This window comes from Sphingopyxis sp. KK2 (assembly GCF_001990265.1).
In the GTDB taxonomy this organism is placed as follows: Bacteria; Pseudomonadota; Alphaproteobacteria; order Sphingomonadales; family Sphingomonadaceae; genus Sphingopyxis.
Genome location: NZ_LYVN01000026.1, coordinates 22,471 through 35,931, shown reverse-complemented (window position 1 = coordinate 35,931; position 13,461 = coordinate 22,471). Strand labels below are relative to the sequence as shown.

The window sequence follows — 13,461 nt, the reverse complement described above, 5'->3', positions numbered from 1 at the left end:
ATTGCGCAGCGCGAGCGACCAGTTGGCACGCCCGGCGTCGGCGCGCGACGGCGTGATGGTCAAGGCGGCGCTCGACCGCGACGAGGTCGTGATCTTCTACCAGCCGCAATATGATGTCGCGACCGGCGCGATGACCGGGGTCGAGGCGTTGCTGCGCTGGCAGCATCCCGAACTCGGGCTGCTCGGCGCCGGGGCGCTGGTCACCGCCGCGCGCGCCGCGCGGCTCGAATGCGAGCTCACCGAACAGGCGCACCGCGTCGCGCTCGCCGAAATCGCCGGGTGGCCGAAGGCACTCTCGAAGCTGCGCGTGTCGCTCAACATCACCGCCGCCGACCTCGGCGATCCCGATTTCGCCGATCGTTTTGCGGCGATGGCGAAACAGGCGGGGGTCGACCCCGACCGGCTGACGCTCGAACTCACCGAACAGGCGATGCTCAGCGATCCCGCGAGCGCGGCCGAACAGCTTGCGCAGATCCGCGCGCTCGGCAGCGCGATCGCGATCGACGATTTCGGCACCGGCTATTCCAGCCTGTCGCTGCTCGCGCGGTTGCCGATCGATTATCTCAAGATCGACAGCGGCTTTACCCGCACCATCGACGGCAGCGACCGCGACCGCATCGTCGTGCGCGCGATCGTCGACCTCGCGCGCGCGCTCGGCCTGCTCGTCGTCGCCGAGGGGATCGAGAATGAGCGCCAGCTCGCGCGGCTCGCAGACCTCGGCGTCGCGACCTGGCAGGGCTTCCTGAAATCGGGACCGGTGCCGGGCGATGAGCTTCCAGCCTTGATGTAACAAGCATCGTCATTGCGAGCGAAGCGAAGCAATCCAGAGCGGTTTACGCATACTCTGGATTGCCGCGTCGCCTTCGGCTCCTCGCAATGACGAGGTTTGAGTCAGGCGGAAGCCTGCCTCGCCAGCTTGCCCAGACCCTTCGACAATTGCAGCGCGCCGTTCAATCGCGCGCCGGTGCTCACCCAGTCGCCGCTGATCGACAGCTTGTTGTCGGGGCGGATGCGCGCGCGGCCCTTCAGCCGTTCGACATAGGCGATCAGGCCGGGGACATTGGCGAACTGGTCGCCGTGGAAGCTGACCAGCGCGCCCTTGGTCCCGACGTCGAGCTTGGCGATGCCCGCGAGCTTCGCATTCGCCTTGATCTCCATCAGCTGGACTAGGTTCGCAGTTTCGGGCGGCAACGGGCCGAAGCGGTCGATCATCTCGGCGGCGAAGGCGTCGAGTGCTTCGCGATCCTGCGCGTCGTTGAGGCGGCGATAGAGCGCCATGCGCAGCGGCAGGTCGGGGACATAATCCTCGGGGATCAGGATCGGCGCGTCGATCGTGATCGTCGGCGACAGCGCCTCGCGCGGCGGCAGCTTGCCGGCGCCTTCGGCCTTGGCGACGAGGATCGCCTCCTCGAGCATCGACTGGTAAAGTTCGAAGCCGACCTCGCGGATATGCCCCGATTGTTCGTCGCCGACGAGGTTGCCCGCGCCGCGAATGTCGAGGTCGTGGCTCGCGAGCTGGAAGCCTGCGCCCAGCGTGTCGAGATCGCCGAGCAGCTTGAGCCGTTTTTCGGCGGTGTCGGTAATCGCGCCGCCCTCGAGCGTGGTGAGATACGCATAGGCGCGCGTCTTCGACCGCCCGACACGCCCGCGCAGCTGATAGAGCTGCGCGAGGCCGAAGCGGTCGGCGCGGTGGACGATCAATGTATTGGCACTCGGGATGTCGAGACCGCTTTCGACGATCGTCGTCGACACCAGCACATCATATTTGCGGTCGTAAAAGGCGCTCATCCGCTCCTCGACCTCGCCGGGTGCCATCTGGCCGTGCGCGACGACATATTTGATCTCGGGCACGCGGGTGCGCAGGAATTCCTCGATATCGGGCAGGTCCTTGATCCGCGGCGTGACGAAGAAACTCTGCCCGCCGCGATCATGCTCGCGCAGCAGCGCCTCGCGGATGACCACCGGGTCCCAAGGCGCGACGTAAGTGCGAACCGCGAGACGGTCGACGGGAGGCGTCTGGATGACGCTGAGTTCGCGTAGTCCCGACATCGCCATCTGCAGCGTGCGCGGGATCGGCGTTGCGGTCAGCGTCAGCACATGGACGTCGGTCTTGAGCTGCTTCAGCCGTTCCTTGTGGACGACGCCGAAGCGCTGTTCCTCGTCGACGATGACGAGGCCGAGATTCTTGAACTCGACCGCCTTGGCGATCACCGCATGCGTGCCGACGACGATGTCGATCTGGCCGTTCGACAGGCCGTCGCGCGTCTTTTGCGCCTCGCTCGCGGGGACGAGCCGCGACAGCCGGCCGATGTTGATCGGGAAGCCTTTGAAACGCTCGACGAAATTGGTGTAATGCTGGCGCGCGAGCAGCGTCGTCGGGACGACGACCGCGACCTGCACCCCCGCCATCGCCGCGACAAAGGCGGCGCGCAGCGCGACCTCGGTCTTGCCGAAACCGACGTCGCCGCACACCAGCCGGTCCATCGGGCGCCCCGAGCCGAGGTCGGCGAGCACATCGCCGATCGCGCGGTCCTGGTCGTCGGTTTCCTGATAGGGGAAGCGATCGGCAAAAGCGGGATAGGCCGCATCCTGCGCGAGGATTTCGCCCGAGCGCAGCGCGCGCTGCGCCGCGGTCGCCAGCAGCTCGCCCGCAATCTCGCGGATGCGTTCCTTCATCCGCGCCTTGCGGCGCTGCCAGGCCTCGCCGCCCAGCTTGTCGAGCCCGACCCCGTCGCTCTCGCCGCCGTAGCGCGACAGCACGTCGAGATTCTCGACCGGGACATAGAGCTTGTCGCCGCCAGCGTAAGTGAGCGCGACGCAGTCGTGCGGGCTGTTGCCGACCGGGATCGAGGTCAGCCCCTCGTAACGGCCGATGCCGTGGTCGAGGTGGACGACAAGGTCGCCGACGCTAAGCGTCGCGAGTTCGGCGAGGAAGGCGTCGGCGCTCTTGCGGCGCTTTTGACGACGTACCAGCCTTTCGCCGAGGATATCCTGTTCGGTAAGCAGGCTGATCGCGTCCGACGCAAAGCCATGGTCGAGCGGCAGGACGACCATCGCGGTGGTGCCGCCGCTCTCGGCCGATGCGCTGCCCAGCGCCTCTTGCCAGCTGGCGGCGGGCGCGAGCGAGGTCACGCCATGGTCGCGCAGCAGCCCCGACAGCCGGTCGCGCGCGCCGCCCGAATAGCTCGCGATGATCGTGCGGCGCCCCTTGCGGCGCTCGTCGGACAGATGGTCGGCGACCTTGTCATAGACGTTGAGGTCGGCGGCGCGTTCGGGGGTGAAATCGCGCGCGGCGAAGGTTTCGAGGTCGATCACCGATGCCGCGGGCGGCACGTCGAAGGGGGTGATGACGTGGATCGGGCGGCCGGCCGCCGCGTCCGACCATTCGCCGGTCGTGAGGTACAAGGTCTCGGGCTTCAGCGGGCGATAGCTGCCCGACGAATCCTGTGCGGCGGCGACGCGGTTCGCATGATAATCGGCGATCGCGGCAAAGCGCGTCTCGGCGCTCGCCTCGGTCCGGTGACCGCGCAGCACCGGGGTGGCGGCATCGATATGGTCGAACAGCGTCGCCAGCCGTTCCTCGAACAGCGGCAGCCAATGGTCCATGCCCGCCTGTCGCCGGCCTTCGCTCACCGCCTGGTACAGCGGATCGCCGGTCGCCTGCGCGCCGAACAGGTCGCGATAGGCCGAACGGAAGCGCTTGATCGTGTCCTGGTCGAGCAATGTCTCGGTCGCGGGCAGCAGGCTCAGCGCCTTGGCGGGTCCCAGGCTGCGCTGGTCGGCGGGGTCGAAGCGGCGAATGCTTTCGACCTCGTCGCCGAAAAAATCGACGCGCAGCCCGGTCTCCTCGCCCGCGGGGAAGAGGTCGACAATGCCGCCGCGCACCGCGAACTCGCCTTGGTCGGCGACGGTGTCGACGCGGCTGAAGCCGTTCGAGACGAGCAGTTCGGCCAGCGCGTCGCGGTCGATCCGCATGCCCGGGCCCAATGTCGTCGCGAGCTGGCGGATGCGAAAGGGGGTCAGCGTGCGCTGGGTGATCGCCGCGACGGTGGTCAGGATCAGCTCGCCGCGTTTCGCGGGCAGTTGCAGCGCCGACAGCGTCGCCAGCCGGTCGGCGCTGACGCGCATCGACGGCCCGGCGCGGTCATAGGGCAGGCAATCCCATGCGGGGAAACGGTGGACGATCAGGTCGGGGGCGAAAAAGGGCGCGGCATCGGCGATCGCCTGCATCGCCGCATCGTCGGTCGCGACATAGACCAGCCTTTTGTCGCTGGCGCGCGCGAGGTCGGCGAGCAACAGCGGCAGGAAACCATCGGCCGCGCGCGACAGCGTCAGCGGCGCGTCGGCTTTCCCGATGGCGGCAAAGATGTCGGCGGCGCTTTGCGTCATGGCAGCGGAATATAATCCAGCCGGCGCATCGCGGCGATCATGTCGGGGCGGTCGAGATGCGCGGGCGGATGCCCGGTGCCGAGCGCCCACGCCATGATGTCGACATCATCTTCCTCGACGACCAGTTCGTACCAGGCAATCTCGTCCTCGCCCCATTCGGACGCATAGCGGTCGAAAAAGCCGCCGATCATATAATCGGCCTCGCGCGTGCCGCGGTGCCAGGCGCGAAATTTCAGGCGTTTCAGGCGGTCGTTCATGGCGGGCCTTTTAGTCCTCTCAACCGATCTGGCAACGGGCAGGGCATGGACGCTTTTCAACGTTCAGCCTATCCGGCATTTCGTCGTTCCCCGGCGAAAGCCGGGGTCCCCGCCGGCAGACGCCGTGCCATCTGGACCCCGGCTTTCGCCGGGGAACGGGGCCGTGGTTTGCCGCACCGATTTTTCGCTGTCCTACATTATCGCGGCGCGATAGCGTCGAGCGATGATGCGGACCTTCTGCCTGCCGACCCTCTGCCGTTCCATTGTCGTGCCGCGCGCCGAAGAGGGCGAAGGTAAGGGGGACGTGGCGTGACCTTTGTGACCTTCCGACGAAAACGCCTCGGGCGGCGGACCTGACCGAATCGCGATGCGTCCCGATATCCTCAACCCGCTCTTTGCCGCGCTGACCGACCTCAAGGGCGTCGGGCCGCAGCTCGCCAAGCCGCTGACGCGGCTCGGGCTTGAGCGCGTGGTCGATGTGCTGTTCCACCTGCCGACCGGGCTGGTGCAGCGTTATCCGGTCGACCGCCTCGACCAGGCGCAGGTCGGGCAGCAGGTCATCGTGACGCTGACCGCGCAGGATTACCGCTCGGGCCGCAGCCCGCGCGCGCCCTTCGGGGTCGAGGCGTTCGACAGCGCGGGCGATCATGTCCGCCTCGTGTATTTCGGGCGCACCGCAGGGCTGGCCAAAAAGCTGTTTCCCTTGGGCGAGCCGCGGCAGGTGTCGGGGCGGCTCGATGCCTATGGCGACATGCGCCAGATCGTCCATCCCGACCATGTCGGCGAGCCGGGCGAGGGCGAGATCGCGACGAGCGAGGCGGTCTATCCGCTCACCGAGGGGCTGACCAATGCGCGACTCAATCAACTCGTCCATATCGCGCTCGAACGACGGCCCGACCTCGCCGAATGGATCGACGGACCGTTGCTGGCGCTGCGCGAATGGCCGGCGTGGAAGGAGGCGCTGACCCGCGCGCATGCCAGCCCGCACGACGCCCCGGCGCGTGACCGGCTCGCCTATGACGAGATTTTCGCGAGCCAGGTCGCGCTGATGCTGATCCGGCAGGGGCTGCGCAATCGCAAGGGGCGCGCGATCACCGGCGACGGGCGGCTGACCGGCGCGCTGCGGCTTCCCTTTGGCCTCACCGGCGCGCAGGAGCGCGTCGGGCGCGAGATCGCGGCCGACATGGGCCGCGACACCCCGATGCTGCGCATGCTGCAGGGCGATGTCGGGTCGGGCAAGACGCTCGTCGCGCTGCGCGCGATGCTGGCGGCGGTCGAGGCGGGGACGCAGGCGGCGCTGCTCGCACCGACCGAGATTTTGGCGCGCCAGCATTATGCGACGTTGCAGGCGATGCTCGCGGGGCTGCCCGTCACCATCGCGATCCTGACCGGACGCGACAAGGGCAAGGTGCGCGAATCGACGCTGATGGGGCTCGCCGACGGCAGCATCGATATCCTCGTCGGCACCCATGCGATTTTCCAGGAGGCGGTGTCGTACCGCGATCTCGCGCTGGTCGTCGTCGACGAACAGCATCGCTTCGGTGTCGCGCAGCGGCTGATGCTGACCGATAAGGGCAACCGCCCGCCGCACTTGCTGGTGATGACCGCGACGCCGATCCCGCGCACCCTGCTGCTCGCCAATCACGGCGAGATGGACGTGTCGCGGATCGACGAAATGCCGCCCGGCCGTACCCCGGTCGATACGCGCGTCGTCTCGGTCGACCGGCTCGACGAGGTCGTCGACGGCTTGGCGCGGCATCTTGCCGGCGGGGCGCAGGCCTATTGGGTTTGTCCGCTGGTCGCCGAAAGCGAAACGAGCGAATTGGCGGCGGCCGAGGAGCGCGCCGAACTGCTGCGCTTGCGGCTCGGTGCCGATCGCGTCGGTCTGGTGCATGGCCGGATGAAGGGCCCCGACAAGGACGCCGTGATGGCGCGCTTCCAGGCGGGCGAGATCGGCGTGCTGGTGGCGACCACGGTGATCGAGGTCGGGGTCGACGTGCCGGCGGCGAGCCTGATGGTGATCGAACATGCCGAGAATTTCGGTCTCGCGCAGCTCCACCAGCTGCGCGGCCGCGTCGGGCGCGGCGCGGCGAAATCGGTTTGCCTGCTGCTGCGCTCGCAGACGCTGTCGGAGACCGCGCGCGAGCGGCTGGCGCTGATGCGCGACACCAACGACGGCTTCGTCATCGCGGAGAAGGATCTCGAACTGCGCGGCGGCGGCGAATTGCTCGGGCTCAAGCAGTCGGGCGACGCCGACTATCGCGTAGCCAGCCCCGAACAGCTCGTGCGCCTGCTGCCGATCGCGCATGACGACGCGCGCATGTTCGTCGAGCGCGACGGCGGGATCGAGGGCATACGCGGCGAGGCGGTGCGGCTGTGTCTCTATCTGTTCGAACGCGACGCGGCGGTGCCGCTGCTGCGAAGCGGCTAGCGGTTAGGCGTCGCCTCTGGCACCCATGGCACGGATCATCGGGAGGTAATCTTCGACCGCGATCATCTTTTCGAACTGCACCCCGGTCTTGCCGCCAAGCGACCAGATCACGCTCGCCGCGATGCGGCCGATGATCGGCATGCGGAACACAACGAGGTCGCCGACCTCGAGCCCGCGCTCGTACCGCATCAGCAAGCCGTCGGCGCTGATGTTGACGCAGGTGCACATTTCCTGGCCGCCGTCGGGCAGGATGATCGGCAGCCGGCAATAGACGTCGCTGCGCGCCGCGAGGCGCTGGTCGAGCCCGACATAATGGGCCTTGTTGGTGTCGATCTTACGCATAGCAATGCCTTTGCTGGTCAGGCCGGGAGCATCAGACAGATTCCGCTAAGAAGAGGTAAACGCTGCGGCAAGGGGTCAGCCGGTCACGAGCCCATGCTTCTTGGCGCCGAGGCTGACCGGAACGGGCTCGCCGGTGGGCGAAATGACATGGTTCGGGTCGCGGATCACCGCGCCGTCGACCTTGACCGCACCCTCTTCGAGCTTGCGCCGCGCTTCCTTGTTCGACGCCGCGAAACCGAGTTCGCGCAGCGCGTCGAGGATGCGCAGGCCTTCGGCGGGCGCCGCAACCTGCGGCAAATCACCACCGATCTGGCCCTTTTCAAAGGTTTGTGCGGCAGTTTCAGCCGCCGTCCGCGCGGCTTCCTCGCCGCGGCACAGCGCGGTCGCGGCATCGGCGAGGATCTTCTTCGCTTCGTTGATCTCGGCGCCTTCGAGCTTTTCGAGGCGTTCGATCTCGGCGAGCGGCAGGTCGGTGAACAGCTTCAGGAACCGCCCGACGTCGCGGTCGTCGCTGTTGCGCCAGAACTGCCAGTAATCAAAATGGGACAGTTGAGCGGGATTAAGCCAGACCGCCCCGGCGGCGGTCTTGCCCATTTTGGTGCCCGCGGCGGTGGTCAGCAGCGGGGTCGTCAGCCCGAACAGATCGGCGCCGTCCATGCGGCGACCAAGCTCCATGCCGTTGACGATATTGCCCCACTGGTCCGATCCGCCCATCTGCAACCGCACGCCCATTTGCTTCGACAGGTGGCGGAAATCATAGCCCTGCAGGATCATGTAGTTGAATTCGAGGAAGGTCATCGGCTGCTCGCGCTCGAGCCGCAGCTTGACCGAATCGAAGGTCATCATGCGGTTGATCGTGAAGTGGGTGCCGACTTCCTGCAGCAGCTCGATGTAACCGAGCTTGCCGAGCCAGTCCTGATTGTCGACCATCACCGCATCGGTCGGCCCGTCGCCGAAGTGCAGGAACTGCTCGAAGATGCTGAAGATCGACGCGATGTTGCTCGCGATCGTCTCGTCCGACAGCATCTTGCGGCTCTCGTCGCGCCCGGTCGGGTCGCCGATGCGCGTGGTGCCGCCGCCCATCAGCACGATCGGCTTGTGCCCCGTCTGCTGCAGGCGGCGCAGCATCATGATCTGGACGAGGCTGCCGACATGCAGGCTCGGCGCGGTGGCGTCGAAACCGATATAGGCGGGAATGATCTGCTGCGCGGCGAGGGCGTCGAGTCCCTCGGCATCGGTCGTCTGATGGATATAGCCGCGCTCGTCGAGCACGCGCAGGAGATCGGATTTGTAGGTCATAGCGCGCGGGCGCTTAGCATGACCGCGAAATTCCTCAAACCCGTCATTCCCGCGTTCGCGCGATTGACGTAGGAACAAGCAAATGCTGCTCACTTGCCACCCCGATACGCCCTGTTCTGCTGACTTGCTCATTTCGGTCGACGCGGTCCGCAGCCAGCCGGGATCGCTGTACCTGCGCTTCATCATCGATGGCGAGATGGACAAGATCGTCCTGCCGCCGCCGCGCCGCACGCTCGGGCGAACCGACGGGCTGTGGCAGACGACCTGCTGCGAGGCTTTCCTTAAGCCAGCGGGGCGCCCCGACTATCTGGAATTCAACCTGTCGCCCTCGACTGCCTGGGCGTCGTATCATTTCGACGATTATCGCACCGGGATGCGCGTGGCGGATGTTGTGCCCAATTTCGATCGTGTCGGCGGTATCGTTCAGGCGCTGTTCGACTTTTCGGGCGAGCCCGACCTGCAGGAGGCCGACTGGCAGCTTGGCCTGTCGGTCGTGATCGAGGAAACCAACGGTACCAAATCCTATTGGGCGCTCACCCACCCGCCCGGCAAGCCCGACTTCCATCATCCCGATTGCTTTGCGCTGACGCTTGGGGCACCCCCCGCGGCATGACAGTCCACTTCGGCATCGACCGCCTGCTCGCCGACCCCGCGCTTCGCAAACCGCTCGAGGGCCAGCGCGTTGCGCTGCTCGCGCACCCCGCCTCGGTGACCGCCGACCTCGACCACAGCCTCGACGCGCTGGTCGCCGCCGGGATCAATGTCACTGCGGTGTTCGGGCCACAGCATGGCGTGCGCGGCGACTTGCAGGACAATATGATGGAGTCACCCGACTTCACCGATCCGACCTACGGCATGCCGGTGTTCAGCCTCTATGGCGAGGTGCGGCGGCCGAGCGGCCAGTCGATGCACACCTTCGACGTGATGCTGGTCGACCTTCAGGACCTCGGTTGCCGCATCTACACCTATGTGACGACCCTGCTCTACATCCTCGAAGCCGCCGCCGAACATGGCAAGGCGGTTTGGGTGCTCGACCGGCCCAATCCCGCAGGACGTCCGGTCGAGGGGACCTTGCTGCAAGCGGGATGGGAAAGCTTCGTCGGTGCGGGCCCGATGGTGATGCGCCACGGGCTGACGATGGGCGAGATGGGGCGCTGGTTCATCCGCCACTTCAACCTCGACGTCAATTACCGCGTGATCGAAATGGACGGCTGGCAACCCGACGGCCCCGGCTTCGGCTGGCCCGGCGAGCGCGTCTGGATCAACCCCAGCCCCAATGCCGCGAACCTCAACATGGCGCGGGCTTATGCGGGGACGGTGATGGTCGAGGGCGCGACCTTGAGCGAGGGGCGCGGTACGACCCGGCCGCTCGAACTCTTCGGCGCGCCCGACATCGACGCCAAGGCGGTGATCGCCGAAATGCAGCGGCTCGCGCCCGAATGGCTGGCAGGATGCAAGCTGCGCGACATCTGGTTCGAGCCGACATTTCACAAGCATATGAAGACGCTCAACAACGGCGTGTTCATCCATGCCGAGGGCGGCTGGTACGACCATTCGGTGTTCCGGCCGTGGCGCGTGCAGGCGCTGGGGTTCAAGGCTATCCGTTCGCTGTATCCCGATTATCCGATCTGGCGCGGTACGGATTTCAAGTACGAGTACACCGACGATGTGCTCGCGATCGACGTGATCAACGGCGGCACTGGCTTGCGCGAATGGGTCGACGATGCGGGCGCCGCAGCGGGCGATCTCGATGCGCTTGCCGGACCCGACGAGGCGGCGTGGCGCGACGGGATCGCCGACCTGCTGATCTATCGATGAGGGGGACGACGATGCAGCGGCGGCATTTTCTGGGAACGGCGGTGCTCGGCGGGCTGGCGGCGGGCTTGCCGCTGACGGCGTTCGCAGCGGACACGGCCAAGCTCCCCGATCTGGCGGCGAAGGCGGTGCCGATCAGCAAGAACGAGCGCAAGGCGCGGATCGCCAAGGCGGCCGAGCTGATGCGCGCGCAGAATATCCGGGCACTGCTGATCGAACCGGGATCGAGCCTCGTGTATTTCACCGGGGTCGAGTGGTGGCGCAGCGAGCGGCTGACTGCCGCGGTGCTGACGCGGGACGGCGAGATCGCGGTCGTTACGCCCTTCTTCGAGGAACCGTCGGTGCGCGAGAGCCTGTCGGTCGACGCCGAAATCCTGACCTGGAACGAGGACGAGAATCCCCTCGCTGCCGTTGCGGCCTGGTTGACGAAGCGGCAATTCGCCAAGGGGCGGATCGCGGTCGAGGAGACGGTGCGCTATTTCGCGGTCGACGGCCTTAAACAGGCGATGCCCGGGGCGCAGATCGTCAATGGTGCACCCGTCGTGCGCGGGTGCCGGATGCACAAGTCAGCTGCCGAAATCGCGCTGATGCAGATCGCCAACGACATCACCGTCGCTGCCTATCGCCACACCGCGCCGCGCATCGAGGCCGGGATGGCCCCCGCCGACATCGGCGCGATCATGCGCGCCGCGACGGTCGCGCTGGGTGGGCGGAGCGAATTCGAACTGATCCTGCTCGGCGAAGCGAGCGCCTATCCGCACGGGTCGGGCAAGCCGCAGGCGGTGCGCGAGGGCGAAGTCGTGCTGATGGACTGCGGCGCGACCGTCCACGGCTATCAGTCCGACATTTCGCGCAGCTTCGTTTACGGCAAGGCGAGCGTGCGGCAGCGGCAGGTGTGGGACCAGATGCGCAAGGGGCAGGACGTCGCTTTCGCCGCGGCGAAGCTCGGCACGCCGGCGGGGGCGGTCGACGATGCGGTGCGCGCCTACTACGCCGGCCTCGGCTGGGGCCCCGATTACAAGTTGCCGGGCACATCGCACCGCACCGGGCATGGCATCGGGCTTGACGGGCACGAGCCGGTCAATCTGGTGCGCGGCGAGACGACGAAGCTGGCACCCGGCATGTGTTTCTCGAACGAGCCGGGCATCTATATTCCGGGCGAGTTCGGGATTCGGCTCGAGGATTGTTTTTACATGACCGACACCGGTCCCAAATGGTTCAGCGAACCGCCGCCGTCGATCGACCGGCCGTTCGACTAGTCGGGCGCCTTCGGCCGCTGCACCAGGCTGACGAGCACGAACGAAATGATCATCAGCAGATACCAGCTGCCGAGTTTCTCGAGGCCGACCATGTGCCAGCCGTCATCCTGGCTGGGATAGGTCCAGGCCCGCGCGAAGGTGCCGATATTCTCGGCGAACCAGATGAACAGCGCGACGAGGGCCCAGCCGAGCAGCAGCGGCATGCGGCGGTGGACGTGCAGCGGGCGGAACCACACCTGGCAGCGCCAGAAGAGCAGGGCCGTCGCCGCGAACAGGAACCAGCGGATGTCGTACAGCCAGTGGTGCGCGAAGAAATTGACGTAGATCGCAGCGGCGAGCGCATAGGTCGCCCAGATTGGCGGGTAGCCCGTATAGCGGAAGTCGAAGATGCGCCAGACGCGGGCGATATAGCTGCCGACCGCGGCGTACATGAAGCCCGAGAAGAGCGGTACCGCACCGATATGGAGCAGGCTCGCCTCGGGATATTGCCACGATCCGGCGGCGGTCTTGAACAATTCCATCACCGTGCCGACGATGTGGAAGATCAGGATGACCAGCGCTTCCCTTGGCGTTTCGAGCCGGAAGGCGAGCATGCCGAGCTGGATCAGTACCGCGCCGATGGTGATCGCGTCATAGCGGTGGAGCGGTGCGCCATCGGGCCAGAAAAGATGCGTTCCGAGCAGCAATGCGAGCATCAGTCCGCCGAACAGGCAGGCCCAGCCCTGCTTGAAGCCGAAGACGAGGAATTCGAGGAACCAGCCACGCGGCCCCGGTTCGACGGCCATCGCCTCGAGGCGGGCGCGGACCGTATGGAAGCGGCTGTTCGCCCGCCCCAAACCGTCTTCGCCTTCAGACATGCACCGCGACCCAGGCGATCAGCATCGCGGCGGGGAGCAGCAATGCCTGCGCCAACACCGTGCCGGCCAAGCGGCTCAACGAGATGAAGGTGATCGCGCGGCGGAAATCGGCCTCGTCGACCTTCCCCTCGACCGCGTCGTCGGTCATCACCGAGAGCTGCGGGTCGATGAAGGCAAACAGGAGGATCGTCGCGAAACCGTTGATCAGCGCCGACAGCTGCGACGCGGTGACGCGGAATTCCGGGGCGAGATAGCCGGCGTAGAGCGAGGCGACGACGCCGACCGCCAGCAGCGATTGCGCGAGGCAGTTCGCGATGAGTACACCCCAGCCGATGCCCTTGGGCATTTTCCATGCCTTGAGATGCGACAGGCTGGGGAGGGTGAGCGATTGGCGCAGCGTGCGCAGCCCGCTGGGGCTGACCGCCTTGATCGCGAGCTTCGTCGTCGAGCGGTTGTTCTGGTACCAGCCGATCGCGGCGGCGAACATGCGCTGGCCAGTGGGGACGAGCAGGATGCCGACCAAGGTCGCGACGCTGGCGGCGGCGAGCACGAACTGCATGTCGATGAACAGCGAGGCGCCGCTGCCGTCATGGATCCGCGTTTCGATGCGCTTGGCGAGGAAGGGGCCGAGGAAGCTGTTCGAGGTGCGTGAGAAAAGCACGAGGATGTTGAACAGCGCGAAGGACATCGCGATCCGCCGCGTCCGCACCCCGGCAATGCGCGCGGCATAGGCGAGCGCACCGATCAGGTTAATGAAGCCGGTCAGCAGGAGGATCGTGAGCAGGGGGAGGTCGAACATGGGGGCGCCCCTA

At 66.6% G+C, this 13,461-nt stretch carries 11 protein-coding genes; 5 read left to right on the top strand and 6 right to left on the bottom strand.

Features of this window, described 5'->3' with window-relative positions; translation table 11 throughout:
* On the top strand, nt 1–790 hold a 790-nt coding region (locus B1A78_RS06810; RefSeq protein ID WP_077146222.1), incomplete at its 5' end, for an EAL domain-containing protein.
* A 101-nt stretch (nt 791–891) separates the two neighbouring features.
* On the opposite strand, the gene mfd is transcribed toward B1A78_RS06810, so the two are convergent.
* Together mfd and B1A78_RS06800 are read right to left on the bottom strand one after the other, a co-directional pair.
* On the bottom strand, nt 892–4,389 hold the full coding sequence (gene mfd, locus B1A78_RS06805) for a transcription-repair coupling factor (RefSeq protein ID WP_077146221.1): 3,498 nt from the start codon (nt 4,387–4,389) through the stop codon (nt 892–894).
* The gene (locus B1A78_RS06800; protein ID WP_077146220.1) at nt 4,386–4,646 is read right to left on the bottom strand and encodes a succinate dehydrogenase assembly factor 2; all 261 of its coding nucleotides are present in this window, start codon (nt 4,644–4,646) and stop codon (nt 4,386–4,388) included. Before B1A78_RS06800 ends, mfd begins: the two co-directional genes overlap by 4 nt.
* A gap of 367 nt (nt 4,647–5,013) precedes the next feature.
* Here B1A78_RS06800 and recG point away from each other — a divergent pair, with 367 nt between their 5' ends.
* Nucleotides 5,014–7,077 (top strand): ATP-dependent DNA helicase RecG, encoded by a 2,064-nt coding sequence (gene recG / locus B1A78_RS06795; RefSeq protein ID WP_077146219.1) that lies wholly within the window; start codon nt 5,014–5,016, stop codon nt 7,075–7,077.
* 3 nt (nt 7,078–7,080) lie between these two features.
* Here the strand turns inward: recG and B1A78_RS06790 are convergent, their stop codons facing one another.
* Nucleotides 7,081–7,419, bottom strand: coding sequence for a PilZ domain-containing protein (locus B1A78_RS06790; protein WP_077146218.1), 339 nt, complete (start codon nt 7,417–7,419; stop codon nt 7,081–7,083).
* 75 nt (nt 7,420–7,494) lie between these two features.
* Entirely contained in the window at nt 7,495–8,718 is a 1,224-nt protein-coding gene (gene tyrS / locus B1A78_RS06785; RefSeq protein WP_077146217.1) for a tyrosine--tRNA ligase, read from the bottom strand.
* Nucleotides 8,719–8,800: 82 nt separating this feature from the next.
* On the opposite strand from tyrS, the gene B1A78_RS06780 reads away from it, so the two are divergent.
* The 3 genes from B1A78_RS06780 to B1A78_RS06770 are packed head-to-tail and all read left to right on the top strand — an operon-like array spanning nt 8,801 to nt 11,792.
* The gene (locus B1A78_RS06780; protein ID WP_077146216.1) at nt 8,801–9,331 is read left to right on the top strand and encodes a DOMON-like domain-containing protein; all 531 of its coding nucleotides are present in this window, start codon (nt 8,801–8,803) and stop codon (nt 9,329–9,331) included.
* Nucleotides 9,328–10,536, top strand: coding sequence for an exo-beta-N-acetylmuramidase NamZ domain-containing protein (locus B1A78_RS06775; RefSeq protein ID WP_077146215.1), 1,209 nt, complete (start codon nt 9,328–9,330; stop codon nt 10,534–10,536). Before B1A78_RS06780 ends, B1A78_RS06775 begins: the two co-directional genes overlap by 4 nt.
* Before the next feature lie 11 nt (nt 10,537–10,547).
* Nucleotides 10,548–11,792: a Xaa-Pro peptidase family protein gene (locus tag B1A78_RS06770; RefSeq protein ID WP_077146214.1), complete on the top strand. Its 1,245-nt coding sequence runs from the start codon at nt 10,548–10,550 to the stop codon at nt 11,790–11,792.
* On the opposite strand, the gene B1A78_RS06765 is transcribed toward B1A78_RS06770, so the two are convergent.
* Together B1A78_RS06765 and B1A78_RS06760 are read right to left on the bottom strand one after the other, a co-directional pair.
* Nucleotides 11,789–12,649: a DUF817 domain-containing protein gene (locus B1A78_RS06765; protein ID WP_077146213.1), complete on the bottom strand. Its 861-nt coding sequence runs from the start codon at nt 12,647–12,649 to the stop codon at nt 11,789–11,791. The two genes, B1A78_RS06770 and B1A78_RS06765, sit on opposite strands and share 4 nt — an antisense overlap.
* Nucleotides 12,642–13,448 (bottom strand): lipid II flippase Amj family protein, encoded by an 807-nt coding sequence (locus tag B1A78_RS06760; RefSeq protein WP_077146212.1) that lies wholly within the window; start codon nt 13,446–13,448, stop codon nt 12,642–12,644. Before B1A78_RS06760 ends, B1A78_RS06765 begins: the two co-directional genes overlap by 8 nt.
* Nucleotides 13,449–13,461 lie beyond the last annotated feature (13 nt).

Bases quoted from the DNA above. Each gene is read 5' to 3' on its own strand.
- mfd (WP_077146221.1), bottom strand. From the start codon at position 4,389: ATGACGCAAAGCGCCGCCGACATCTTTGCCGCCATCGGGAAAGCCGAC.
- B1A78_RS06800 (WP_077146220.1), bottom strand. From the start codon at position 4,646: ATGAACGACCGCCTGAAACGCCTGAAATTTCGCGCCTGGCACCGCGGC.
- recG (WP_077146219.1), top strand. From the start codon at position 5,014: ATGCGTCCCGATATCCTCAACCCGCTCTTTGCCGCGCTGACCGACCTC.
- B1A78_RS06790 (WP_077146218.1), bottom strand. From the start codon at position 7,419: ATGCGTAAGATCGACACCAACAAGGCCCATTATGTCGGGCTCGACCAG.
- tyrS (WP_077146217.1), bottom strand. From the start codon at position 8,718: ATGACCTACAAATCCGATCTCCTGCGCGTGCTCGACGAGCGCGGCTAT.
- B1A78_RS06780 (WP_077146216.1), top strand. From the start codon at position 8,801: ATGCTGCTCACTTGCCACCCCGATACGCCCTGTTCTGCTGACTTGCTC.
- B1A78_RS06775 (WP_077146215.1), top strand. From the start codon at position 9,328: ATGACAGTCCACTTCGGCATCGACCGCCTGCTCGCCGACCCCGCGCTT.
- B1A78_RS06770 (WP_077146214.1), top strand. From the start codon at position 10,548: ATGCAGCGGCGGCATTTTCTGGGAACGGCGGTGCTCGGCGGGCTGGCG.
- B1A78_RS06765 (WP_077146213.1), bottom strand. From the start codon at position 12,649: ATGTCTGAAGGCGAAGACGGTTTGGGGCGGGCGAACAGCCGCTTCCAT.
- B1A78_RS06760 (WP_077146212.1), bottom strand. From the start codon at position 13,448: ATGTTCGACCTCCCCCTGCTCACGATCCTCCTGCTGACCGGCTTCATT.